Genomic DNA, 25010 nt, shown 5'->3' with positions numbered 1-25010 from the left:
CGACATAGTCGGAGCCGGCCAGCGCGGTGCCGTTGGCGGTGGCGTAGGCGACGGTGACCGGCAGATTGCTGGCATTGCTGAGGGTGACGGTGAAGGTGACGGTGTTGGTGCCATCGCCCTCGTTGACCTCGGCTGGATCGTTGATGGAGATGCGCGGCCGGTCGTCGTCCGGCGTCGGCGGCGGATCGGTCGGCGTGGGATCGACGATGGTGCCGGTGCCGTCGTCCTTGATGGTGGTGGAGCCGGAGCCGTCGAGGATGACGGCGTTGGTCGGGCTGGAGAGTACGACGGAGAAGTCTTCTGGCCCTTCGTAGACCGCGTCGTCCAGGATCGTGACGGTGATGGTCGCGGTGGTCTGGCCGGGCGCGAAGGTCAGGGTGCCGTTCTGGGCGACATAGTCGGAGCCGGCCAGCGCGGTGCCGTTGGCGGTGGCGTAGGCGACGGTGACCGGCAGATTGCTGGCATTGCTGAGGGTGACGGTGAAGGTGACGGTGTTGGTGCCATCGCCCTCGTTGACTTCGGCCGGATCGTTGATGGAGATCCTCGGCCGGTCGTCGTCCGGGGTCGGGGTGTTGCCGTCCGGATTGGGGTTCACCGTGCCGGTGCCGTCATCGACGATGGTGCCGGTGCCGCTGGGATCGGTGATGCGGGCGTTGAGCGGCTGGCTGGCGTCGGCCGAGGCGGAGAGCTCGACGGTGAAGGCCTCGGCGCCCTCGTAGACGGCGGGGCTGTCGTTGACGATCGGGACGCGGATGGTCTTGGTGGTCTCGCCGGGCGCGAAGGTGAGCAGGCCGGAGGTGGCGGTGTAGTCGGTGCCGGCCAGCGCGGTGCCGTCCTTGGTGGCGAAGGCGACGTTGACGGGCAGCGCGGTCGCGCCGGTCAGGGTGACGGTGAACTCGGCGTAGTTGCCGGCCTCGTTGACGACCACATCGTTGATGGCGACCGTCGGCCGGTCGTCGTCCGGCGTCGGCGGCGGATCGGTCGGCGTGGGGTCGACGATGGTGCCGGTGCCGTCGTCCTTGATGGTGGTGGAGCCGGAGCCGTCGAGGATGACGGCGTTGGTCGGGCTGGAGAGCACGACGGAGAAGGACTCGGGGCCCTCGTAGACCGCGTCGTCCAGGATGGCGACGGTGATGGTCGCGGTGGTCTGGCCGGGCGCGAAGGTCAGGGTGCCGTTCTGGGCGACATAGTCGGAGCCGGCCAGCGCGGTGCCGTTGGCGGTGGCGTAGGCGACGGTGACCGGCAGATCGCTGGCGTTGCTGAGGGTGACGGTGAAGGTGACGGTGTTGGTGCCATCGCCCTCGTTGACTTCGGCCGGATCGTTGATGGAGATCCTCGGGCGGTCGTCGTCCGGGGTCGGGGTGCTGCCGTCCGGATTGGGGTTCACCGTGCCGGTGCCGTCATCGACGATGGTGCCGGTGCCGCTGGGATCGGTGATTCGGGCGTTGAGCGGCTTGCTGGCGTCGGTGGAGGCGGAGAGCTCGACGGTGAAGGCCTCGGCGCCCTCGTAGACGGCGGGGCTGTCGTTGACGATCGGGACGCGGATGGTCTTGGTGGTCTCGCCGGGCAGGAAGGTGAGCAGGCCGGAGGTGGTCCTGTAATCGAGGTCGGCCAGCGCGGTGCCGTCCTTGGTGGCGAAGGCGACATGGACCGGCAGCGCGGTCGCGCCGGTCAGGGTGACGGTGAACTCGGCGTAGTTGCCGGCCTCGTTGACGACCACATCGTTGATGGCGACCGTCGGCCGGTCGTCGGTCTCGCCCTGGGTGCCGTCGTCGCTGATGGTGGTGGTGACGCGGGCGGTGCCCAGCGTGGCCTGGCTCGGGCTGTCGAGCACCACCGAGAAGGTCTCCTTGCCCTCGAAGACCGCATCGTCGATGACCGTGAGGGTCACGGTCCGGGTGGTCTCGCCGGGCGCGAAGGTCACGAGCTGCTGGTCGACCGGAATCTGCGTGTAGTCGCTGCCGACGGTGGCGGTGCCGTCCTGGGCGGCGACCCGCACGGTGACCGTCTGGCTGCTCGGATTCGACAGCGTGATGGTGTAGGTGACGGTGCCGGCGTTCTCGCCGACCTCGGTCGGGCCGCTGATCGAGACGGTGGGCGTGCCGTCGTTGTCGGTGATGGTGCCGGTGCCGGTGGTCGGCGCGGTGTCGCCCGGTGCGCGCACGTCCAGCTGCACCGTCTCGGTCAGCTCGCTGATGCTGTCGTCGACCGTCGGAATCCGGACGATGAAGCTGCTGCTGCCGGCCGGTACGGTCACGGTGGTGCCGGTGATCGGGGTGAACGTGACGCCGCCGTCGAAGGAGACCCGCGGCGCGCTGGTGTCGGTGCCCAGCGTGGCGGTGCCGGAGCTGGGGACCACCGAGATCACCTGCGGCGTGGCCGAGGCGTTGCTCAGCACCACCTGGAAGTCGAGGTTGCCGCCCTCGGCGACGGTCGGGCTGGAGACGCTGCGCACATGCGGCGTGTCGTCGGTCGGGGTGACGCCCGGGGGCACGCTGCCGCCGCCGTCATCGACGATGGTCACCGTGGTGACCGGCTTGCTCACGCTGGTGTTGACCGGGTTGCTCAGCTCGAGCGTGAAGGTTTCCGCGCCCTCGAAGACGGTGTCGTCGATGACCGGGACGGTGAGGGTCTTGGTGGTCTCGCCGGGCGCGAAGGTCAGCGTGCCGGTGATCGCGCTGTAGTCCTGACCGGCCAGTGCGGTGCCCGGCACGGTGCGGTAGTCGACGCTGATCGTCTGCTCGGAGGGGCCCGAGAGCGTGATGGTGAAGGTGACGGTGCCGGCGCCCTCGTTGACCGTCTGGTCGGGCAGGGGCTGGATGACCGGCGCGGCCTCGTCGTCGACGATGGTCGCGGTGCCGCTGGCCGGCACCGGGCTGACATCGCCCGCCACCGCGGTGGCGCTCAGCACGAAGGTCTCGTCGCCTTCGCGCAGCGCGTCGTTGACCACCGGCGTGCGCACCAGGAAGCTGGCCCCGCCGGCCGGCAGCGTCACGTTGGCGCCGTCGACCCAGGTCTGGCCGCCGTCGAGCGAGACCTGCAGATTGTTCGTGCCGGTGCTGCCGTAGTCGACGCCACCGCCCTGGGCGCTGCCGTTGACCAGGGCCAGACTGATCGAGGTGGCGGTGTCGGTGGTGCGGCTCAGGCTGACGGTGAAGACGGCCTGCCCGGCATCCTCGCGCACCGAAGGCGCGCTGACCGACAGCGTCGGCAGCCCGATCGTGATGTCGCCGATCGCGCCGAAGGGCACATAGGGATCGCTGCCGTCGAAGCCGTATTCATATTCGGCCGGCGAGACCACCTCGGCGATGCGCGCGATGCGCAGGCTGTCGCTGAGCGAGCCGTCCTCGCCGCCGCTGACACCGGCGGCGGGTGCCTCCAGCATCTCGCGCGCGGGCAGTCGCGCGTAGCGGCTGCCGTCGACCTCGAGCTGCACGATGCCGTTCTGCGAGGTCAGGATCACATGGCCCTTGCGCACCATGTCGCCGATCTTGAGCTCGCGCACCTCGCCGTCGGGCAGGCGCACGATCGCCTCGCCCCAGATGCCGACCACCTTGCCTTCGGGCAGACGCGCCGGCACATAGTTCTGCTGCAGCGTCAGCTTCTGCAGGCTCTGCAGCAGGCTGGCCTGGGCGCTGAGCAGCGCGGACTTCGGGGACGCGGCGGGGACGGGGCTCGTTGCCATGAGGGGCCTCTCTGTTCGTCTTGGCGATCTCGCCAGAATAATTCATTTCCGGTAGGCGCTAATGCGTGAAAAGCGCCTTCATCCGTGATCGGCTTCACCGGAACAGGGTTCGTGAACAGGATAACGATTTGCGCGATCGCCGGGCAGGGGGCGCATTGGCCTGCAGGGGAATCTTGTGTTGCAGGCAGAAAAAAGCCCCTCGATCGAGGGGCTTCGGGCGGTGGCGCCGACCTTCAGCGCTCGCGCAGCGCGTAGGCCTTGGCCTTGAGCACCGGCTTGAGCAGGTAGGACAGCACCGTCTTCTTGCCGGTCAGGATGTCGACCTCGGCGGTCATGCCGGGAATGATCGGCTTGTCGTCGCCGAAGCTGGGCTGGCCGGTGCGCACCCGCACCACGTAGAAGGCGTTGCCCTTCTCGTCGACCTGGGTGTCGGGGCTGATGTTCTCGACCTTGGCGTCCAGGCCGCCGTAGATCGAGAAGTCGTAGGCGGTGAACTTGACGGTGGCGGGCTGGTTCGGGGTGATGAAGGCGATGTCCTTGGGCAGCACCTTGGCCTCGAGCACCAGCGCGTCGTCCAGCGGCACGATCTCGACGATGTCCTTGCCCGGCTGCACCACGCCGCCGATGGTGTTGGCCAGCAGGCGCTGCACCCGCCCGCGCACCGGCGACTTGACCTGCGCCTTGTCGACCTTGTCGGCCAGCGCGACCGCGCCCTGGTTGAGCGCGTTGAGCTTGCCCAGCACTTCGGAGAGCTCGCGCCGGGCCTCGTTGCGGAAGGTCAGCTCGGTTTCGCGGGCCTTGCGCTGGGCCTCGCCGATGGCGGCCTGGGCCCGGCCGATCTGCGCCGCGGCCTGCTCGGCATCGCCCCGGAAGCGGCTGATGTCGCGCTCCAGCCGCAGCACCTCGACCTCGGAGACCGCGCCGGAGGCCAGCAGCGGCCGGGTGCGCTTGAGCTCCTGGGTGGAGATGTCGATCGAGCGCTGGGCCGAGGCGCGCCGCGCCTGCGCCTCCGAGACTTCCTGCTGGCGCTGCGCCGCCTGCTGCTGCACCACCGAGATCATCGACTCCAGCTCGTAGACCTTGGACTGGTAGAGGTTGCGCTCCTCGTCGACGATGCGGTTCTCGTCGGGCGAGCCGCTGCCGGCGGGCGGGCGGAAGGCGATGCCCTCGGCCAGCGCCTTCAGCCGCGCCTGCTTGACCTGCAGCGCGAAGGCCTGCGCGGCGCTCTCGTTGACGCCCGAGGTCGCACGGGTCTCGTCGATCTTCAGCAGCAGCTGGCCGGCCTCGACCTGCTGGCCCTCCCGGACCAGGATCTCGGAGACCACGCCGCCGTCGAGCGACTGCACCACCTGCAGCTGGCGCGACGGAATGACCCGGCCGTCGCCCTTGGTGACCTCGTCGATCTCGGCGAAGGCGGCCCAGACGATCAGGCCGCAGACCACCACCACCGCCGAGCGCACGATGCGCTGGGCCCGTGCGGTGCGCTGGCGCGACATCAGCTCCTCGGCCTCGCGCTCGAAGTCGGCCAGGCCGGCGGGCTGGCTGCCTTCGTCGGCCACCGTGCGGCCGAGCAGGCGACGGCTCAGCGGGTCCAGGGCCACGCGGGTCTTCTCCAGCACGCCGATCAGGCCGCTGCCGCTCTTCATGAGTTTCTCGTTCATCTGCTGTGTCCGCCCGCGCTCAGGCGGCCCTCGCGATGCGGCCCGACTGCAGGGCCTCCAGGATGCGGTCGCGCGGACCGTCGGCGACGATGCGGCCCTGGTCGACGACGACGACCCGGTCGACCAGCGCCAGCATCGAGGTGCGGTGGGTCACCAGGACCACGGTGCGCCCTTGCGCGAACTCGGTCACCCGCTTTGTCACCTGCGCCTCGGTCGAGAAGTCCATCGCGCTGGTGGGCTCGTCGAGCAGCAGCAGCGGCGCGTTGTGCAGCACCGCGCGCGCCAGGCCGACGCTCTGGCGCTGGCCGCCCGAGAGCAGCTCGCCGCGCTCGCCCACCGGCATGTCGAAGCCCTTGGGATGGCGGTTGACGAAGTCGAGCAGGCAGGCGGTCTCGGCGGCGGCCAGCACCGCGTTCTCGTCGGCGTAGGGCAGGCCCATCGTGATGTTCTCGCGCAGCGAGCCGTAGAACAGCGTCACGTCCTGCGAGACATAGCCCAGGTTGCGACGCACGTCGGCCGGATCGAGCTGGCGCAGGTCGATGCCGTCGAGCAGCACCGCGCCGCTGGTGGGCTGGTACAGGCCCAGCATCAGCTTCTGGATCGTGGTCTTGCCCGAGCCGACCCGGCCGATCAGCGCCACCCGCTCGCCGCGCGCGATCTTCAGGCTGATGCCGTCGAGCACCGGATCGTCGCGGCCGGGATAGGCGAAGCGCACGTCACGCAGCTCGATGTCGCCGCGGATCTCGCGCCGGTGCAGGAAGGCCGCACCCGGCTCGCGCTCGACCGGCTGGGCCATGATGCGGTCGAGCGACTCCAGCGCGGTGCGCGCACCCTGGTACTGCATCAGCAGGCCGACGATCTGGCCGGCCGGCGCCAGCGCGCGGCTGGCCAGCGTGGTGCAGGCGATCAGCGCGCCCATCGTCAGCTCGCGCTGCGAGATCAGGTGCACGCCGATCAGGATCACGCTGAGCGAGACGATCTGGCTCAGCCACTGCGTGCCGTAGCTGGCGTGGCTGGAGAGCGCGCGCATGCGCACATTGGTGCGGGCCAGGAAGAGGTTGACCCGCTCCCAGCGGGCCTGGATCACGCCCTCGGCGGCCTGGGTCTTGATCGTCTCGATGCCGGTCAGCGCCTCCACCAGCGTGGCGTTGCGCTGCGCGCTGGCCTGGTAGGTCGACTCCGACAGCTCGTGCAGCCGATGCTGCAGGATGAAGCCGATCACCAGGATCAGCACGAAGGCCGCCACCACCGGCAGCACCATCCAGGGCGAGATCCAGGCCATGACCGCGATGAAGATCAGCGCGAAGGGCAGGTCGATCATCGCGGTGACGGTCGAGGAGGCGATGAAGTCGCGCACCGTCTCGAAGCCGCGCAGGTTGGCCGCGAAGGAGCCCACCGACTGCGGCCGGTGCTCCAGGCGCATGCCCAGCACCCGCTCCATCAGCGAGGAGGAGAGCTGCACGTCGATGCGCGCGCTGGCCTCGTCGACGAAGTGGCTGCGCAGCGAGCGCATGTAGAGATCGGCCAGCAGCACCAGCAGCAGGCCCAGCGCCAGCACCCACAGCGTCTCGACCGCATGGTTGGGCACCACCCGGTCGTACACGTTCATCGTGAAGATGGGGAAGGCCAGCGCGAACAGGTTGATCAGCAGCGCCGCCCACAGCACGTCGCGGTAGACGCCGCGCTGGCTGGCGATCGCGCTCCAGAACCAGTGGCCGGAGCGGGTGCGGCGCACCTCGGGCGTGCGCTCGTCGAAGCGGAAGTGCGGGCGCACGAACAGCACCACGCCGCCGTGGCGCCGCGCCAGATCCTTGCGCGGCATCACCACCGCGCCCTGGCCGGTCTCGGGCAGCAGCACGCGGGCGTCGCCGTCCTCGGTCCAGCCCAGCAGCACGCAGGCGCCGCTGCCGCGCAGGACCAGGATCGCCGGCAGCGTGGCGGTGTCGATGCGGTCGGCGCGCAGGCGCTGCAGCTTGGTCGACAGGCCGGCGCGCTGCGCGGCACGCTCGGCCAGGGCCAGTGTCAGTCGGCCGTTCTCCAGCGGCAGCCCGGCCGACAGCGCCGCGCGCGAGCTGGCCACGCCGTGCAGCCGGCAGACCTCGAGCAGGCAGTCGAGCAGCGGGTCGGGGTGGATCAGGTCCTCGCGCAGACGCTCGGTGGCGGGATCGCGGGGCGCGGACGGCGGCGCGGGGGGCGTCGCCGCCGCAGGCGCGCCAGGCGCGCCGGGTCGGTTCGGATTCATGGGCAGGAGTCAGTCCGGGCTCAGGCGATATCGGCGCAGTGCAGTCCGTATTGACCGCGCGCCTGGTCGGCGAAATAGCGCTCCAGCGTCAGGCGCACCGTGCGGAAGGCGAGTTCGTCCCAGGGAATCTCGTCATGGCGGAACAGCCGCGCCTCGATCGTCTCCGGGCCCGGGTCGAAGCGGGTGTCGAGCAGCCGGGCGCGGTAGAAGAAATGCACCTGGCCGACCCGCACCACGTTCAGCAGCGAGAACAGCTCCAGCAGCTCGATGCGGGCGCCGGCCTCCTCGTGCGTCTCGCGCAGCGCGCCCTCGGCGGCGGTTTCGCCCAGCTCCATGAAGCCGGCGGGCAGCGTCCAGAAGCCGTGCCGGGGCTCGATGTTGCGCCGGCACAGCAGCACGCTGTCCTGCCAGAACGGCACGGTGCCGACGACATTGAGCGGGTTCTCGTAGTGGATGGTCGCGCAGGCGGGGCAGGTGGCGCGTTCGCGGTTGTCGTCCGCAGGAATGCGGTAGTCGACCGGGGAGCCGCATTCGCGGCAGTGCTTGATACGGCGCGGCAGGAGCATCCGGCCAGTGTAGTGCGCCGTGCATGGCATGATCTGAAACAATGAACACGAACAACGAGGAGTCGTTCATGCCGCGGCGCGGCGCGCCGCTTCGCTGACCGAGGAGACCTGCAAGCCATGGACCTGTACAGCTACTTCCGTTCCTCCGCATCCTTTCGCGTGCGCATCGCGCTGGCGCTCAAGGGCCTGCCCTACGACTATCGCGGCGTGCATCTGGTGCGCAACGAGCAGCTCGACGCGCCCTATGCCGAGATCTCCCCGCAGCGGCTGGTGCCGCTGCTGCAGGACGGCGACGCGACGCTGACGCAGTCGCTGGCCATCATCGAATACCTCGACGAGGTCCATCCCGAGCCGGCGCTGCTGCCGCGCGATCCGCTCGGCCGCGCGCGGGTGCGCTCGCTGGCGCTGGACATCGCCTGCGAGATCCATCCGCTGAACAACCTGCGCGTGCTGCGCTATCTGGTCAAGGAGCTCGGCGCCAGCGAGGACGCGAAGAACGCCTGGTATCGCCACTGGGTCGAGAGCGGGCTGGAGGTCGTCGAGCGCCGTCTGGCCGCCGACGCCGCCACCGGCGCCTTCTGCCATGGCGACACGCCGACGCTGGCCGACTGCGTGCTGGTGCCGCAGATCTTCAATGCGCAGCGCTTCCACTGCCGCCTCGACCATGTGCCGACGGTGATGCGCGTCTTCGAGGCCTGCATGGCACGGCCGGCCTTCCAGGCCGCCCAGCCCTCGTCCTGCCCCGATGCCGAGGCCTGAGCCGGTGCCGGCTCCGATCGACACGGCCTGGCCGGCCGACTGGCTGCGCCCGGTCTTCTCCAGTCCGCGCGTCGGCGCGGTGATGACCACCCGCGCCGGCGGCGTGAGCCAGGCGCCCTGGGACAGCCTGAATCTGCGCGACGAGGTCGGCGACGATCCGCTGGCGGTGCGCGAGAACCGCACACGGCTGCATGCGGCGATCGGCCGCCCCAGCGTGCTGCTGGCGCAGGTCCACGGCGCCGAGGTCTGCACGCTGGAGACGCTGCCGCCGGGCGCCGAGGAGGTGCCGCCGGCCGAGCGCGTGCGCGCCGATGGCTGCGCGACCGCCGCGTCGGGCCGCGCCTGCGAGATCCAGGTGGCCGACTGCCTGCCGGTGCTGTTCGCCGACCGGCAGGGCCGGGCGGTCGGCGCGGCCCATGCGGGCTGGCGCGGACTGGCTGCCGGCGTGCTCGAGGCCACGCTCGCGCGGGTGTGCCGTCTGGCGGGCGCCGCACCGGACGAGATCGAGTGCTGGCTCGGGCCCTGCATCGGTCCGACGCATTTCGAGGTCGGCCCGGAAGTGGTGGCCGCCTTTCTCGGCACGGCGGCGGCTGAGCGCAGCGCCTTTCACCAGCCTTCGCCAGGCGGCCAGGGGCGATCGATGCTGGATCTGGCTGCGCTGGGCCGCGAGCGCCTGCGTCGCGCCGGGGTGATGGCGCTGGGCGGCAACGACAGCAGCCTGTCGTGGTGCACGCGCAACGATCCGGCGCGGTATTTCTCCTATCGCCACAGTGCCTGCACCGGCCGCATGGCCGCGCTGGTCTGGCTTGGTCCGGCAATCACGCCCCAATCTGGCGGCTGACCTGAGCATTCGTGCGGAATTTCCGTCCGGCTGTTGCTGCAATCCGACTAAAAATGGGTACTGGGCCGTGTCTTACGATTCCTTGTGCGGCAAATCGTGAGCACTTGTTTCGGGTTTTCCCGCGGTGGCCCGGGTTTCCGTTTGATCGGCATCAAGCTCTTGGGCTTTTGCGCGTTCGGCCTGCTCCTGAAGGTGCCGCGCCCGGCGCCGCATCGGTGTGCCCATCAGGTACATGACGATCGACAGCGGCAGCGCGCCATAGAGCAGGAAGGTGAAGATCGCGCCAATTATCGTGCCCTGCGGGTGCATCGCCTCGGCGGCGGCCATCATCAAGCTGACATAAAGCCACGCGATCGCAATCAGGTACATGGGGGTTTCCTGCGGTGCCGGAGAAAGGGTTCTGTATGAAATGGCCGTGCATAATGCCTCTGAACGCAGATACCGTGCCTTCGGAGGAGATGAATGAACCCTTTCGACCCGTCGACGTTCAACCTGCCCGACCTGTCCGCCTTCGGGCGGACCGGCGAGAAGCTGCAGGGCATGGGCCAGAGTGTCGGCGAGAACCTGCTCACGTTCTCGCGCATGCAGATCCCGCCTCAGGAGCTGGCCCGCATCCAGGGTGAATACCTGAAGGAGGCCGCCGAGCTCTGGAATGCCGGGCTGCAGTCCGGCGGCAAGGTCAGCCTGCCGAAGGATCGCCGTTTTGCCACCGCCGAGTGGACCGACAATCCGGCTTCCGGTTTTGCGGCGGCCAGCTATCTGCTCAACGCCCGCACGCTGATGCAATTGGCCGAGGCGGTGCAGGGGGACGAGAAAACCCGTACCCGCATCCGCTTCGCGGTCCAGCAATGGATCGATGCCAGCGCCCCGTCCAATTATCTGGCGCTCAATCCCGAGGCGCAGAAGAGGGCGCTGGAAACCCGCGGCGAGAGCATCGCCCAGGGCGTGCAGCAGCTGGTCAACGACATCCGCCAGGGCCATGTCTCGCAGACCGACGAGTCGGTCTTCGAGGTCGGCCGCAACGTCGCCACCAGCGAGGGTGCGGTCGTGTTCGAGAACGAGCTGTTCCAGCTCATCGAGTACAAGCCGCTGACCGCGCAGGTGCACGAGCGCCCGATGCTGTTCGTGCCGCCGTGCATCAACAAGTACTACATCCTCGACCTGCAGCCGGACAACTCCGTCATCCGCTACACCGTCGAGCAGGGCCACCGCCTCTTCGTCGTCAGCTGGCGCAATCCCGGCGACGACATGGCCGCCTTCACCTGGGACGACTACATCGAGAAGGCGGTCATCCAGGCCATCCGGGTGGTCCAGGAGATCGGCGGCAGCGACACGATCGACACGCTGGGCTTCTGCGTCGGCGGCACCATCCTGACCACTGCGCTGGCGGTGCTGGCCGCGCGCGGCGAGCAGCCGGCGGCCAGCGTCACGCTGCTGACCACGCTGCTGGACTTCAGCAACACCGGCATTCTCGACATCTTCGTCGACGAGACCTCGGTGCGGCTGCGCGAGATGACCATCGGCGCGGATGCGCCGCAGGGCCCGGGCATGCTGCGCGGCAAGGAGCTGGCGGCCACCTTCAGCTTCCTGCGCCCGAACGATCTGGTCTGGAACTATGTGGTCGGCAACTACCTGAAGGGCGAGACGCCGCCGCCGTTCGACCTGCTGTACTGGAACTCCGACAGCACCAACCTGCCGGGCAACATGTACTGCTGGTATCTGCGTCACACCTACCTCGAGGACAAGCTCAAGGTGCCGGGCGCGCTGACCGTCTGCGGCGAGAAGGTCGACATCGGCAGGATCGAGGCACCGGTCTATCTCTACGCCTCGCGCGAGGACCACATCGTGCCGTGGGACGCTGCCTACCAGAGCACGAAGCTGTTCAAGGGCCCGCGGCGCTTCGTGCTGGGCGCTTCCGGGCACATCGCCGGCGTGGTCAATCCGCCGGCCAAGAAGAAGCGCAACTTCTGGACGAACGACGAACTGCCGGCCTCGGCCGACGACTGGCTGGCCGGTGCCACTTCGGTGCCGGGCAGCTGGTGGCCGGACTGGGCCGACTGGCTGGCGCAGCACGCCGGCAAGAAGAAGGCCGCGCCGAAGGCCTATGGCAACCGCCAGCACAAGGTCATCGAGCCGGCTCCGGGGCGCTACGTCAAGCAGAAGGTCTGACGACGCGGCGTGCCCGTCTTTCAACCGCGGTCCGCAAAGGACCCACTGGACACTGAATCAGGAGAAAACGCATGACCGACATCGTGATCGTTGCAGCGGCACGTACCGCCGTGGGCAAGTTCGGAGGCACGCTGGCCAAGACTGCAGCGCCTGAGCTGGGCGCCACGGTCATCCGCTCGCTGCTGCAGCGCACGGGCCTGTCCGGCGAGCAGATCGGCGAAGTCATTCTCGGCCAGGTGCTGACCGCCGGCTCGGGCCAGAACCCGGCCCGCCAGTCCGTCATCAAGTCCGGCCTGCCGCAGGGCGTGCCGGCGATGACCATCAACAAGGTCTGCGGCTCGGGCCTGAAGGCGGTGATGCTGGGCGCCCAGGCCATCCGTGACGGCGATTCCGAGATCATCATCGCGGGCGGCCAGGAGAACATGAGCGCCAGCCCGCATGTGCTGCCGAACTCGCGCGACGGCCAGCGCATGGGCGACTGGAAGCTGGTCGACACCATGATCAACGACGGCCTGTGGGATGTGTACAACCAGTACCACATGGGCATCACCGCCGAGAACGTCGCCAAGAAGTACGGCATCACCCGCGAGATGCAGGACGCGCTGGCGCTGGCCTCGCAGCAGAAGGCCGCCGCCGCCCAGGACGCCGGCCGCTTCGACGACGAGATCGTGCCGGTCTCGATTCCGCAGAAGAAGGGTGATCCGGTCGTCTTCGCCAAGGACGAGTTCATCAACCGCAAGACCAGCCTGGATGTGCTGGGCGGCCTGCGTCCGGCCTTCGACAAGGCGGGCTCGGTCACTGCGGGCAATGCTTCGGGCATCAACGACGGCGCCGCCGCCGTGATGCTGATGTCGGCCGCCAAGGCCGAGGCGCTGGGCCTGAAGCCGATGGCGCGCATCGCCTCCTACGCCAGCGCCGGCCTGGATCCGGCCTTCATGGGCATGGGCCCGGTGCCGGCCGCCCGCCGCGCGCTCGAGCGTGCCGGCTGGTCCGCCGCCGATCTCGACCTGCTCGAGATCAACGAGGCCTTCGCGGCCCAGGCCTGCGCGGTCCACCAGGAAATGGGCTGGGACCTGTCGAAGGTCAACGTCAATGGCGGCGCGATCGCCATCGGTCACCCGATCGGCGCCTCCGGCTGCCGCATCCTGGTCACGCTGCTGCACGAGATGCAGCGCCGTGACGCGAAGAAGGGCATCGCCTCGCTGTGCATCGGCGGTGGCATGGGTGTCGCGCTGACGGTCGAGCGCTGATTTCCCTCCGGTCCTTTTCGCGAGCCTTCACTCGTCTGCGCTCGCTGTGAGCGCAGACCCATCACAAGGAGAGACAGACATGGCACAGAAAATCGCATACGTCACCGGCGGCATGGGGGGCATCGGCACCTCGATCTGCCGTCGTCTGCACAAGGACGGCTTCAAGGTCATCGCCGGCTGCGGCCCGACCCGTGACTTCCAGAAGTGGCTCGACGAGCAGGCTGCGGCCGGCTACACCTTCTACGCCTCGGTCGGCAACGTCGCCGACTGGGACTCGACCGTCGAGGCCTTCGCCAAGGCCAAGGCCGAGCACGGTCCGATCGACGTGCTGGTCAACAACGCCGGCATCACCAAGGACCGCATGTTCCTGAAGATGAGCCGCGAGGACTGGGACGCGGTCATCAGCACCAACCTGACCTCGATGTTCAACGTCACCAAGCAGGTGGTCGGCGACATGGTCGAGCGCGGTTTCGGTCGCATCATCCAGATCTCTTCGGTCAACGGCGAGAAGGGCCAAGCTGGCCAGACCAACTACTCGGCCGCCAAGGCCGGCATGCACGGCTTCACGATGGCGCTGGCGCAGGAGCTGGCCGCCAAGGGCGTGACCGTCAACACCGTGAGCCCGGGCTACATCGGCACCGACATGGTCCGCGCGATCCGTCCGGACGTGCTCGACAAGATCATCGCCACCATTCCGGTCAGGCGCCTGGGCACGCCGGAGGAAATCGGCTCGATCGTCGGCTGGCTGGCAGGCGAGGACTCGGGCTTCACCACCGGCGCGGACTTCTCCTGCAACGGCGGTCTGCACATGGGCTGATGCCTTGCTGGCGGTGACGCCTGCGAATCCGAGGGCCGGCCTTGCCGGCCCTTTCTGCTTCCTTCTGCTTTTCCCGGGTCTTTGCCGGATCACTGCACCGCGATCAGCGCGTCGAGCGCGGCGCAGACTTCGCGCATGCTGCCGCTGATGCGCACCCGGCGCGGATCCTGGGGATCGATCTGCAGGTGGAGGCGTTCGTCTGGAATGTCGTCGGGGCCGGCGGCGAGGGCCTGCGCGGGCCACAGACGACGGGAGTCGGCATGGCGCACCGAGGTCGGCATGCTGCGCGAAAGCACGATGCCCTGCGGATGCACGGGCCGTTGTGGCGCGATGGGCGATGTCGTCGAACGGGGCGAGAGGGGCGAGAGCGAGGGCCGGGGCAGCGGCCGGTCGGACATCGCCGCGACCGCTGCCAGATCGAGATCGGGTGCGAGGTCCGCAGCGATGTCTGCTGCGAGATTCGGCGACAGGACCGGGCGCGGAGCACGGCGCAGCCAGCGGGCGAGCATCGGAAACATCGGAACCTCCTGGATCTTGAGGGTACCGGTGCAGGCGAGCGTCAGCCCGCCCGGCCGGAAGGGCCGCATGGCGCGACAGGGGACCCGCGAGTCCGGGCCGGGACGAGAGGACAGTGCAGCAGCCGTCAGCCCGCAGGCGGCGTGGCCGCCGCGGGCTACAGCATCGGACTGTTGCGGATCAGACCGACCGCCAGGCCCTCGATGCAGAAGTCCGGATCATCCGGCTGCACATGGATGACCGGGAAATCCGGGTTTTCCGGATGCAGTTCGATGCCCGCCGAGCCGTGGCGCAGGCGCTTGACGGTGACCTCGTCCCCCAGCCGGGCAACGACGATCTGACCGGCCTGGGCCCGGGCACTGCGCTGCACCGCCAGCAGGTCGCCGTCGAGAATGCCGGCATCGCGCATGCTCATGCCGCGCACCTTCAGCAGGTAGTCGGGGCGGCGGGTGAAGAGATGGGGCTCGATCGTGTAGCTGCGTTCGATGTGTTCCTGCGCCAGGATCGGGCTGCCGGCGGCGACCCGGCCGACCAGCGGCACGCTCATCGTGTCGGGCGAAGCGGCGTCGGCGCTGTCGGTGGTGCCCGGCCTCAGGCTGCGCAATATGTCAGACTTGAGCCGGATGCCCCGCGAGGTGCCTCCGACCAGTTCGATCACGCCCTTGCGGGCCAGTGCGCGCAGGTGCTCCTCGGCGGCGTTGTGCGAGCGGAAACCGAATTCGGTGGCGATCTCGGCCCGTGTGGGCGGTGCGCCGGTCGTCTCGATCGTGCGCAGGATCAGCGCCATGATGTCCTGCTGGCGAGGGGTGAGCTTCGGGCTCGCGTCCATGGGATGTCCTTGGGGCTGTTCAGATATCCAGTGACTGTATTTTTATCCAGTTCTATGCAGATGACAAGCAGCGATGTGCTCTCCCGTCGGCCCTCGCACGACGGCCGTCATATCGTCATTCTGGGCACCGGCGGCACGATTGCCGGCCGGGCCGAGCAGAGCACCGATGTGGTCGGCTACAAGGCCGGCCAGGTCGCGGTCCAGGATCTGATCGAGGGGGTGCTGGGCCTGCGCCGGCGCATCGACGCGGGCTGGCGCATCGAGTCCGAGCAGGTCTCGCAGGTCGACAGCAAGGACATGAGCCACGCGATCTGGCGCCGGCTGGCCGAGCGGGTGCAGCACCATCTGGACCGGCCGGAGGTCGACGGCATCATCGTGACCCACGGCACCGACACGCTGGAAGAGACCGCCTACCTGCTGCACCGGGTGCTGGCGCCGTCGCGCCCGGTGGTGCTGGCCGCGGCGATGCGTCCGGCCAGTGCGCCGCAGCCTGACGGGCCGCAGAACCTGGACGACGCACTGACGGTGGTGGGCTGGCCCGGCGCGCGCGGGGTGATGGCGGTGCTGGGCGGGCAGGTCTGGCCGGGTGCGGAGGTCCGCAAGGTCCATCCCTACCGGCTCGACGCCTTCAGCGCGGGCGACGCCGGCCCGCTCGCGCATGTCGAGGCCGGCCAGCTGCGCCGGCTGCGCGAATGGCCGGTGGAGCAGCCGCTGGGCCTGAAGGTGCTGGCGGCCGACATCTGGCCGGATGTGCAGATCGTCACCAGCCATGCCGGTGCCGACGGCCGGCTGGTCGATCTGCTGGTGCAGGTCGGGGTGCAGGGCCTGGTGGTGGCCGCCACCGGCAACGGCTCGGTGCATCAGGACCTGATGGCGGCGCTGCTGCGGGCGCAGGCCGCCGGCGTGCTGGTGCTGCGCGCGCTGCGCGGCGGCGCCGGCTGCATCGTGCCCTCGTCGACCGATCTGCTGCCGGATGCCGGCGCGCTGACCTCGGCGCAGGCGCGCATCGAGGTGCTGCTGCGGCTGCTGGCGCGCCGCGGCGGCTGAGGTCCGGCCGCCTCGGGCCGGGCCCCGACCGAGGTCAGACCGGGATCGGACCGGGATCAGACCAGGTTCAGCGTCACCTCGATGTTGCCGCGGGTCGCGTTCGAGTAGGGGCAGACGATGTGGGCGGCCTGCACCACCTCGTCGGCGACCGCGCGCTCGACGCCGGGCACATGGATGTTGAGCGTCACCTGGATGCCGAAGCCGTTCGGGATCGGGCCGATGCCGACTTCCGAGTCGATCTTCAGGCCGGCCGGCAGCGCGATCTTCTTCTGGCCGGCGACGAACTTCATCGCGCCCATGAAGCAGGCGGCGTAGCCGGCGGCGAAGAGCTGCTCGGGATTGGTGCCGGCGCCGTCGTCGCCGCCCAGGCCCTTGGGCACCGAGAGCTTGACGTCCAGGCGGCCGTCGTCGCTGGTGGCGGCGCCGTCGCGGCCTCCGGTGGCGGTGGCGCGGGCGGTGTAGAGGACTTGCTGCAGGGACATGGTCTTTCCTTTCAGGGGGAACAGGTCAAGGGGCGGTCAAGGGGCGGCTCAGGGGCCGGGAGGAGACTGGAGCAGGGCCGCACGCAGCCGGGCGAGCTGGCCGCGCAGCGCGGCCAGTTCGTCGAGCGAGCAGCCGGTGGAGGCGGCGATCTGGCGCGGAATCTCGCCCGCGCGGGCCTTCAGCGCCTGGCCGGCGGTGCTCAGCACGACCGTGACGCGGCGCTCGTCGTCGCGGCTGCGGCGGCGCTCGAGCAGACCGGCTTCCTCGAGCCGGCGCAGCAGCGGCGTGAGCGTGCCGGAGTCGAGCGAGAGCCGCTCGCCGAGCTCGCCCACGCCCTGGCCGTCACGCTCCCACAGCACCAGCATCACCAGGTACTGCGGATAGGTCAGGCCGAGCGCGTCGAGCAGCGGGCGGTAGCGCTTCGTCATCGCCAGCGAGGCGGAATACAGCGCGAAGCACAGCTGCTGGTCCAGGGCCAGCCAGGCGTCTGCCGGGAGGGGGGAGTCTGCGGAGCCGGAATTCATGATGTACACAGTCTAGTTGTGTGCAATTGAATTCGCCGGGCAGAGGCCTCTGCCCCTGTGCCCGGCAGGGCCGCAGCCGAACCTGCCGGCGATCAGTGCGCGGATGTGCTTGCGATGTTGCCGCGCCCCGGCCAGGTGGCCAGCACCACGCCCAGCAGCGCCAGCGCGAAGGCGCCGGCCTGCGCGGCACTGAAGGGCTCGCCCAGCAGCAGCACGCCGACCGCGGCGGCCGACACTGGCAGCATCACGGTGAACACGCCTGCCTGCGAGGCCGGCACATGGCGCAGCCCGGTCATCCACAGCCAGACGGTGATCATGCTGGCGGCCAGCGCGTAGAACACCAGCAGGCCCCAGATCGGCAGCGCCACCTGCGAGAAGTCGAACTGCCGTGCCTGCCACAGCGCCAGCGGCGCCACCAGCGCCAGGCCCCAGAGGTTGACCAGCGCGCTGATGCGCTTGGGGCCCAGCCGCCCGGAGAGCTTCTTGCCGATCACCACATAGCTGGCCTCGCAGACCACCGCCGCGAGCAGCAGCAGATTGCCCAGCAGCGACGAGGTGCCCGCATCGGCCGCGGCGCCGGTCTTGCTCAGTGTCACCAGCGCGATGCCGCTGACCGCGCAGGCGATGCCCGCCAGCACCTGGCGCGACAGCCGCTCGCCCAGGAAGACGCGCGAGAGCAGCGCCACCACGCCGGGCAGCGCCGCCATGATCACCCCGGCGGCCAGCGCGGTGCTGAGCTGCACGCCGAAGAGCATGCAGATCGAGAACAGGAAATTGCCCAGCAGGCTCAGCAGGAAGAGCAGCCCGCGGTCCTGCCGGGTCTGCTCGGGTTCGTCGGCGGGGCGGCGGGTCCAGCCGCCCATCGCCACCGCGGCGATGCCGAAGCGCAGGCCCGCCAGCAGGAAGACCGGAAAGACCGCGACCAGCCATTTCGACAGGCCGACATAGCTGCCGACCAGCGCCATGCTGGCGGCCAGGCAGGCCCAGGCGCGCCAGGGCATGCGGTTCGTGGCCGTCAGCACGCCGCCCGCTGCGGCGCTCATCCGGCGGCTTTCATCGCCGCCTTCTGCTCCTGCTGCAGACGCTTCTCCCGCAGCGCGATCATGTAGCTCGAGACCACGACGAAGATCGCCACCACCACGATGACCACCGTGGCCAGCGCATTGACCGTCGGGTCCAGCCCCAGGCGGGCACGGCTGAAGATCACCAGCGGCAGCGTGGTCGAGCCCGGGCCCGACAGGAAGGCCGACATCACCACATCGTCGAGCGAGAGCGTGAAGGTCAGCAGCCAGGCCGCCAGCAGCGACTGCGCGATCATCGGCAGCGTCACCAGGAAGAAGACCTGCAGCGGGCGCGCACCCAGGTCCTGCGCGGCCTCCTCGAACTGCGGATTGAGGTCGCGCAGCCGCGCGGCGATCACCACCGTCGCATAGGCCATGCCGACCAGCATGTGGCCGAGCCAGATGGTGGTCAGGCCCCGCTCGGGCACGCCGAACAGGCGCTGCATCGACACCAGCATCAGCAGCAGCGACAGGCCGACGATCACCTCGGGCATCACCAGCGGCGCGTTGATCATGCCGGAGAAGAGGGTGCGGCCCCGGAAGCGCGGATGGCGCTCCAGCGTCAGCGCCGCCAGCGTGCCCAGCACCACCGAGCCGGTGGCGCTGGCCGCGGCGATCTGCAGCGACAGGAACAGCGCATGGCGGATGTCCTCGTCGCCGACGAGCTTCTCGTACCAGCGCAGCGAGAAGCCGGCCCAGACATTGGGCACCGGCGAGTCGGTGAAGCTGTAGACCACCAGCGCGATGATCGGCAGGTACAGGAACAGGAAGCCGGCAGCCAGCCAGATGCGGCTGGTCCAGCGGGCGGCGGGGGTGATGATCACTTGCGCGCCTCCTGCGCCTGGTTGCGGTTGAAGATCGCCAGCGGCACGATGATCAGCAGCACCATGGTGACGGCCACGCTCGAGGCCATCGGCCAGTCGTTGTTGGAGAAGAACTCGTCCCAGAGCACCCGGCCGATCATCAGCGTCTCCGGGCCGCCGAGCAGCTCGGGGATCACGTACTCGCCCACGCACGGGATGAACACCAGCATCGCGCCGGCGATGATGCCGCCCTTGGACAGCGGCACGGTGATGCGCCAGAAGGCCTGCCAGGGCGTGGCGCCCAGGTCCTGCGCGGCCTCGAGCAGGCGCAGGTCCAGCTTGGACAGCGTGCCGTACAGCGGCAGGATCATGAAGGGCAGGTAGGTGTAGACCATGCCCAGGATCAGCGAGAAGGGCGTGTACATGTACTGCCCCTCGGCCGAGATCAGCCCGAGCGGCAACAGCAGCTTGTCGGCGCCGATGGTGTTCAGGAAGGTGCCGACCCAGCCGGTGTCGGCGTCCAGCAGACCCTTCCAGGCATAGACGCGCAGCAGGAAGCTGGTCCAGAACGGCAGCATCACGCCCATCAGCAGCAGCGGCTGCACGGTGGAGGGCGAACGCGCCATGAAATAGGCGAAGGGGTAGCCGATGGCCAGACAGACCACGGTGGTGATGCCGGCGTACTTCAGCGACTGTGCGTAGGTGCTGAGGTAGAGGTCGTCCTCGAGAATGGTCAGGTAGTTCTGCAGCTTGAGCTTCATGAAAAGCTCGTTGTTCGCGTAGGTGAACAGGTCGCTCACCATCGCGCCGTCCATCTCGGCCAGGCTGATGCGCAGCACGATCAGGAAGGGCAGCAGGAAGAACACCAGCAGCCACAGGAAGGGCGTGCCGATCAGCAGCGTGCGGCCGCTGAACAGCGAGCGCAGCCGTGTCGCGACGGAAGAGGGTCGGGCCATGCCTTCAGCTCCTCACTGGGTCAGCACGACCTGGGCATTGGGCTGCCAGTGCGCCCAGACCCGGTCGCCCCAGGTGGGCGCGTTGCTGCGGTCGCGGCTGTCGTTCTCGACCGTCACCTTCAGCCGCGCGCCGCTGGCCAGCTCCAGGTGGTAGAGCGTGGTGTCGCCGAAGTAGGACATTTCCTTGACCGTGCCGGGCACCTGGTTGAAGCGGCCCTCAGGCTGCTCGGCGCTCAGCGAGATCTTCTCCGGGCGCACCGCCACCGTGACCTGCTGGCCCAGGTAGCCGGTGATGCCGTGGCCGATGTGGTGCATGAAGTCGGCGCACTCGATCTGCACATGGTCGGCCTCGTCGACGACGATGCGGCCGTCGGTCAGGTTGACGTTGCCGATGAAGTCGGCGACGAATCGGGTGGTCGGCGTCTCGTAGATGTCGGCCGGGCTGCCGACCTGCAGGAAGCGGCCCTCGCTCATCACCGCGATGCGGGAAGCCATCGTCATCGCCTCCTCCTGGTCGTGCGTCACCATCACGCAGGTCACGCCGACCTGCTCGATGATGTTGACCAGCTCGATCTGGGTGGCCTCGCGCAGCTTCTTGTCGAGCGCGCCCAGCGGCTCGTCGAGCAGCAGCAGCTGCGGGCGCTTGGCCAGGCTGCGCGCCAGCGCCACCCGCTGCTGCTGGCCGCCCGAGAGCTGGTGCGGCTTGCGCGCCGCCAGCTTGGTCAGCTGCACCAGGCGCAGCATCTCCTCGACCCGCTGCGCGATCTCGGCCTTGGGCAGGCCGTCGCGGCGCAGGCCGAAGGCGATGTTGTCGGCCACCGTCATGTGAGGAAACAGCGCATAGGACTGGAACATCATGTTGACCGGACGCTCGTAGGGCGGCTTGCCCGCGAGGTCCTGGCCATTGAGGATGATCCGCCCCGAGGTCGGCGTCTCGAAGCCGGCGAGCATGCGCAGCAGGGTCGACTTGCCGCAGCCCGACGAGCCGAGCAGCGCGAAGATCTCTCCCTTGGCGATGTCCAGGCTGACCTGGTCGACCGCGCGGAAGTCGCCGAACTCCTTCACCACGGAGTCGATCCGCAGGAAGGCGCCGTCCGCCTGGGGCTTGGCCATGAGTCTGTGTCCTCTTCTCTGGGAGCCTGGGTCAGCGACCGGCCTTGAAGTTGGTGAAGGTGCGGGTGATGAGCTTGCGGGTGGCCTGGTCAGGCACGCCCGGGGCGATCATCCTGGCCAGCGCCGCCTCGTCCGGGAAGACGGCCGGGTTCTTGGCCAGCTCCGGCTTGACGAACTTCAGCGAGGCCTTGTTCGGGTTGGCGTAGAAGACCGCATTGGTCAGCGACGCATGCACCTCGGGCTTCAGGATGTAGTTGATGAACTTGTGGGCGTTGTCGACGTTCTTGGCGTCCTTCGGGATCGCCATGGTGTCGAAGAACAGCAGGCCGCCGTTCTTGGGCAGCAGCACCTCGAGGTTCTGCGGCTTCTTGGCCTTGGCCGACTTGTCCTTGGCGATCATGATGTCGCCCGACCAGCCCACCACCGCGCAGAGCTGGCCCTTGGCCATCTGGTCGATGTAGTCCGAGCCCGAGCCCACGAAGCGGGTCACCGACGGGCGCACCTTCTTCAGCATCTCGGCCACCGCCTTGTAGTCGTCGGCGTTCTTGCTGTGCGGATCCTTGCCGATGTAGTTCAGCGCCAGCGGCATGATCTCCGACGGGGTGTCGAGCACCGCCACGCCGCAGCCCTTGAGCTTGCTCACATAGTCCGGGTTGAAGACCAGATCCCAGGCGTTGTCGGGCATCGGCTTGTCGCCCAGCGCGGCCTTGACCTTGTCGACGTTGATGCCGACCGTGGTGTAGCCCCACAGCCAGTCGACGATGTGCTCGTTGCCCGGGTCCATCTTGGCGAGCTGCGCCTGGATGGCGGGGTCGAGGTTGGCCAGGTTGGGGATCTTGCTCTTGTCGAGCTTCATCAGCAGGCCGGCCTCGATCTGCTGCTTGGCCCAGTTCGAGCCGGGCACGACGATGTCGTAGCCGGTCTTGCCGGCGATCAGCTTGGCGTGCAGCGCCTCGTTCGAGTCGAAGTTGTCGTACCGGACCTTGATGCCGGTCTCCTTCTCGAAGTTCTTGATCGTGTCCTCGGCGATGTAGTCGGCCCAGTTGTAGATGTTCAGGACCTTGGATTCCTGCGCCTGGGCGCCGGTCGCGCACAGCGCCGCGACGGCGGCGACCACGACATTGAGGGCCTTGGCGGGCCGCGACGAGAACAGCTTCATGAACACTCCAGTCAGGACAGTCGTAGGGATGGGTCGTTGGATGGGCAGGGCCGTGAACCGGTGCGCCGGCGTGACAGGCTGCATGGCTGCCGGCGCGCGGCCGCGATTATGGCGTGAGCGCACGTCATTTCATCACGCCGCTCAGGCCCCGTCGATGCGCAGCCAGGTGGTCTTCAGCTCGGTGTACTTCTCCAGCGCATGCAGCGACTTGTCGCGGCCGTTGCCGCTCTGCTTGAAGCCGCCGAAGGGCACGGTGATGTCGTCCTCGTCGTACTGGTTCACATGCACCGTGCCGGCACGCAAGGCGCGTGCCACGCGGTGCGCGCGGTCCAGGTCGTGGCTCCAGACGCTGGCCTGCAGACCGTAGGGCGAGTCGTTGGCGATGCGCACGGCGTCCTCCTCGGTTCCGAAGCGTATCACTGCCATCACCGGGCCGAAGATCTCCTCGCGGGCGATGCGCATGGCGTTCGTGGCGTGGTCGAAGACGGTCGGCTCGACATAGAAGCCGCCGGTCTCGGCGCGGGCCTGCGCGCCGCCGTGGCAGGTGGCGCCCTCGGCGCGGCCGGCGTCGATGTAGCCCAGCACGGTGCGCAACTGGCCCTCGTCGACCAGCGCGCCCATCGTGGTGCGCTCGTCCAGCGGATCGGCCGGCTGCCAGGCGGGCATCTGCGCGCGCACCTCGGCGACGAAGTCGTCGGCTATTGATTCGTGCACCAGCACCCTGGAGGGCGCGTTGCACGACTCGCCCTGGTTGAAGAACAGGCTCTGCGCGACGGTGCGCGCCGCGCGCGCCGGATCCTTGTGGTCGGGAAACACCAGGAAGGCCGACTTGCCGCCCAGCTCGTTGTAGACGCGCTTGAGGTTGGAGCGCCCGGCGTAGTCGAGCATGCGCCGGCCGGTGCGGGTCGAGCCGGTGAAGCCGATCGCGTCGACCTCCATGTGCAGCGCCAGCGCCTCGCCGGCCTCGTGGCCGAAGCCGGGCACCACATTGAAGACGCCCGGTGGCAGGCCGGCTTCCACCGCGATCTCGGCCAGGCGCAGGGCGGTCAGCGGCGATTTCTCGCTCGGTTTCATGACGACCGAATTGCCGGTGGCCAGCGCGGGCCCGAGTTTCCAGGCCGCCATGATCATCGGGTAGTTCCACGGCACGATGCAGCCGATCACGCCCATCGGCTCGCGGGTGATCATCGCCAGCGCGTTCGGCCCGGTCGGCGCGATCTCGTCATACACCTTGTCGATCGCCTCGGCATACCAGGCGATGGTGCGCGCGGTGGCCGGCACGTCGACCGTGCGGGCGAAGCGGATCGGCTTGCCCATGTCGAGGGTTTCGAGCAGCGCGAGTTCGTCGCGGTGCGCCAGGATCGCTTCGGCAAAGCGCTGCAGCACCTTCTTGCGCGCCGCCGGCGGCTGGCGCGCCCAGCGCCCGTCGTCGAAGGCCGCGCGGGCGGCCAATACGGCCGCATCGATATCCGCCGCCTGCCCGCGCGCCATCGCGCCCAGCCGCCGCCCGTCGATCGGCGAATGCTTGTCAAACGTCTCACCGCTGGCGCTGGCCACGCGCTGCCCATTGATGAAAGCGCGGCCGTCGAGGGTGAGGGCGGCGGCACGGTCGTGCCAGGTGGGGGAGGGGGTCATGGGGGCTCCGTGCGTTTGGGGTTAGCGGGGTTATTTGTTGGGGTGCTGGCTGGGCTTTGAATATTTATTCAGCGCGGCGCGTGGTTCGATTTTTGATCGGCGCGATGTGAGCCGAAATATATGTCTGACGTTCGAGTTAACCCTGACCGCGGAGGCGGGCGCTGTAAGGCCAGGCAACGACGATGGTACACACTGGCGTTGCCTGGCCTTACAGCGCCTGCCGTAGCGGGTCAGGGTTGAACGAGGGGTTAGGCCTCACTGTGCCGGTGCGTGCCATGGTGTACACGCGGCTCGAACTCACTGTTTGCCATTTGCGCCGGTTGGCCACGCTCTTTGCACTGCTCTTGCGATGTGGTCCGACTGATGCGGCCTGCGCTACGGGCACGGCCGAGCACGGAGCTGAACTAAGGCTGGGTCTCAAGGGCGACCCGCGCTACAAGGGTTCCTGGACCGCAAAGCGACAGACCGATGTACGTCTCGGCGATTGCCTCCAGCTTGCCTTCGGGTAGTTCAATGTCGAAGGTGGTGACCTCCTGCGAGCCGCCAAGCGCCCACTCTCTGCGCTTGATCGTGCCGCCGAGGCGTGCGACGGCCTTGCACAGACGCTGGAAGACCGCGTCGTCGTATTCATCGCCTAGGACCAGCCGGGACATTTTTCGTGAGGCCTAACGTTGGAAATCAGCGGCGCCAGCACGGCGTCCGCTGGATTGATTTGTTAGGCCATAGCGTTGAGTTTGCATAATGCTTTCGCAATCTCGTCACGATGTTTGGCAAGCTTCATCCACTTTGGAAGTCTTGAGAACATTGCTCTGTTGCCGGAGTTCTGGCGCACGCGAAGCTTAGCCGTGACATAGCCAGACAGTTCGTTTAGGTGCCTCAAGTTGTATGCCCACA

22 protein-coding genes are annotated in these 25010 nt (G+C 68.6%); 6 read left to right on the top strand and 16 right to left on the bottom strand.

The window, feature by feature from the left end:
• From HZU84_RS20990 to HZU84_RS12895, 4 genes are all read right to left on the bottom strand, one after another.
• On the bottom strand, positions 1 to 3685 hold a 3685-nt coding region (locus HZU84_RS20990), incomplete at its 3' end, for a Calx-beta domain-containing protein (protein WP_310734042.1).
• Positions 3686 to 3918: 233 nt separating this feature from the next.
• A complete protein-coding gene (locus tag HZU84_RS12905) occupies positions 3919 to 5346 on the bottom strand; it encodes an HlyD family type I secretion periplasmic adaptor subunit (RefSeq protein ID WP_219340936.1) in 1428 nt (475 codons plus the stop codon).
• A 19-nt stretch (positions 5347 to 5365) separates the two neighbouring features.
• Positions 5366 to 7588 (bottom strand): type I secretion system permease/ATPase, encoded by a 2223-nt coding sequence (locus HZU84_RS12900; RefSeq protein WP_149503714.1) that lies wholly within the window; start codon positions 7586 to 7588, stop codon positions 5366 to 5368.
• Between the two features lie 20 nt (positions 7589 to 7608).
• Positions 7609 to 8154, bottom strand: coding sequence for an NUDIX hydrolase (locus tag HZU84_RS12895; RefSeq protein WP_149503713.1), 546 nt, complete (start codon positions 8152 to 8154; stop codon positions 7609 to 7611).
• 117 nt (positions 8155 to 8271) lie between these two features.
• Here HZU84_RS12895 and maiA point away from each other — a divergent pair, with 117 nt between their 5' ends.
• Entirely contained in the window at positions 8272 to 8913 is a 642-nt protein-coding gene (maiA, locus tag HZU84_RS12890) for a maleylacetoacetate isomerase (RefSeq protein ID WP_149503712.1), read from the top strand.
• Between the two features lie 4 nt (positions 8914 to 8917).
• A complete protein-coding gene (gene pgeF / locus HZU84_RS12885) occupies positions 8918 to 9754 on the top strand; it encodes a peptidoglycan editing factor PgeF (protein WP_310734041.1) in 837 nt (278 codons plus the stop codon).
• Positions 9755 to 9826: 72 nt separating this feature from the next.
• On the opposite strand, the gene HZU84_RS12880 is transcribed toward pgeF, so the two are convergent.
• Complete coding sequence (locus HZU84_RS12880; RefSeq protein ID WP_149503710.1) at positions 9827 to 10123, bottom strand: hypothetical protein; 297 nt, start codon at positions 10121 to 10123, stop codon at positions 9827 to 9829.
• Positions 10124 to 10294: 171 nt separating this feature from the next.
• Between HZU84_RS12880 and phaC the strand changes: the two genes are divergently transcribed.
• From phaC to phbB, 3 genes are all read left to right on the top strand, one after another.
• Positions 10295 to 11923 (top strand): class I poly(R)-hydroxyalkanoic acid synthase, encoded by a 1629-nt coding sequence (gene phaC / locus HZU84_RS12875; RefSeq protein WP_244954519.1) that lies wholly within the window; start codon positions 10295 to 10297, stop codon positions 11921 to 11923.
• Positions 11924 to 11994: 71 nt separating this feature from the next.
• Positions 11995 to 13173: an acetyl-CoA C-acetyltransferase gene (locus tag HZU84_RS12870; protein ID WP_149503708.1), complete on the top strand. Its 1179-nt coding sequence runs from the start codon at positions 11995 to 11997 to the stop codon at positions 13171 to 13173.
• A 79-nt stretch (positions 13174 to 13252) separates the two neighbouring features.
• The gene (gene phbB, locus HZU84_RS12865; protein WP_149503707.1) at positions 13253 to 13990 is read left to right on the top strand and encodes an acetoacetyl-CoA reductase; all 738 of its coding nucleotides are present in this window, start codon (positions 13253 to 13255) and stop codon (positions 13988 to 13990) included.
• Between the two features lie 89 nt (positions 13991 to 14079).
• On the opposite strand, the gene HZU84_RS12860 is transcribed toward phbB, so the two are convergent.
• Entirely contained in the window at positions 14080 to 14508 is a 429-nt protein-coding gene (locus tag HZU84_RS12860) for a hypothetical protein (protein WP_180692942.1), read from the bottom strand.
• Positions 14509 to 14663: 155 nt separating this feature from the next.
• Entirely contained in the window at positions 14664 to 15335 is a 672-nt protein-coding gene (lexA, locus tag HZU84_RS12855) for a transcriptional repressor LexA (protein WP_149503705.1), read from the bottom strand.
• 60 nt (positions 15336 to 15395) lie between these two features.
• Between lexA and HZU84_RS12850 the strand changes: the two genes are divergently transcribed.
• Positions 15396 to 16382, top strand: a complete 987-nt coding sequence (locus tag HZU84_RS12850) for an asparaginase (protein WP_149503704.1) — start codon at positions 15396 to 15398, stop codon at positions 16380 to 16382.
• A gap of 56 nt (positions 16383 to 16438) precedes the next feature.
• Here the strand turns inward: HZU84_RS12850 and HZU84_RS12845 are convergent, their stop codons facing one another.
• The 9 genes from HZU84_RS12845 to HZU84_RS12805 form a co-directional block, all read right to left on the bottom strand.
• Positions 16439 to 16864: an organic hydroperoxide resistance protein gene (locus HZU84_RS12845; protein WP_149503703.1), complete on the bottom strand. Its 426-nt coding sequence runs from the start codon at positions 16862 to 16864 to the stop codon at positions 16439 to 16441.
• 48 nt (positions 16865 to 16912) lie between these two features.
• A complete protein-coding gene (locus tag HZU84_RS12840) occupies positions 16913 to 17389 on the bottom strand; it encodes a MarR family winged helix-turn-helix transcriptional regulator (RefSeq protein WP_149503702.1) in 477 nt (158 codons plus the stop codon).
• Between the two features lie 92 nt (positions 17390 to 17481).
• Positions 17482 to 18432, bottom strand: a complete 951-nt coding sequence (locus tag HZU84_RS12835) for a DMT family transporter (protein ID WP_180692941.1) — start codon at positions 18430 to 18432, stop codon at positions 17482 to 17484.
• Positions 18429 to 19274 carry an ABC transporter permease gene (locus HZU84_RS12830; RefSeq protein ID WP_149503701.1) on the bottom strand — a complete coding sequence of 282 codons (846 nt, stop codon included), beginning with the start codon at positions 19272 to 19274 and terminating at the stop codon, positions 18429 to 18431. The genes HZU84_RS12835 and HZU84_RS12830 overlap by 4 nt, the downstream gene beginning before the upstream one ends.
• Positions 19271 to 20209: an ABC transporter permease gene (locus HZU84_RS12825; protein ID WP_149503700.1), complete on the bottom strand. Its 939-nt coding sequence runs from the start codon at positions 20207 to 20209 to the stop codon at positions 19271 to 19273. The genes HZU84_RS12830 and HZU84_RS12825 overlap by 4 nt, the downstream gene beginning before the upstream one ends.
• A 12-nt stretch (positions 20210 to 20221) precedes the next feature.
• Positions 20222 to 21322 carry an ABC transporter ATP-binding protein gene (locus HZU84_RS12820; RefSeq protein WP_149503699.1) on the bottom strand — a complete coding sequence of 367 codons (1101 nt, stop codon included), beginning with the start codon at positions 21320 to 21322 and terminating at the stop codon, positions 20222 to 20224.
• A 31-nt stretch (positions 21323 to 21353) separates the two neighbouring features.
• Positions 21354 to 22481, bottom strand: a complete 1128-nt coding sequence (locus tag HZU84_RS12815) for a polyamine ABC transporter substrate-binding protein (RefSeq protein WP_149503698.1) — start codon at positions 22479 to 22481, stop codon at positions 21354 to 21356.
• A 141-nt stretch (positions 22482 to 22622) separates the two neighbouring features.
• Entirely contained in the window at positions 22623 to 24116 is a 1494-nt protein-coding gene (locus tag HZU84_RS12810) for an aldehyde dehydrogenase (RefSeq protein WP_149503697.1), read from the bottom strand.
• Between the two features lie 404 nt (positions 24117 to 24520).
• Positions 24521 to 24769 (bottom strand): hypothetical protein, encoded by a 249-nt coding sequence (locus tag HZU84_RS12805; protein ID WP_149503696.1) that lies wholly within the window; start codon positions 24767 to 24769, stop codon positions 24521 to 24523.
• Positions 24770 to 25010: the final 241 nt, after the last annotated feature.

Origin of the sequence: Sphaerotilus sulfidivorans (assembly GCF_013426975.1) — a bacterium.
Taxonomy (GTDB): Bacteria; Pseudomonadota; Gammaproteobacteria; order Burkholderiales; family Burkholderiaceae_C; genus Sphaerotilus; species Sphaerotilus sulfidivorans.
Note: the sequence above shows the minus strand (reverse complement) of the source record. Positions and strands in the feature narration are given on the sequence as shown.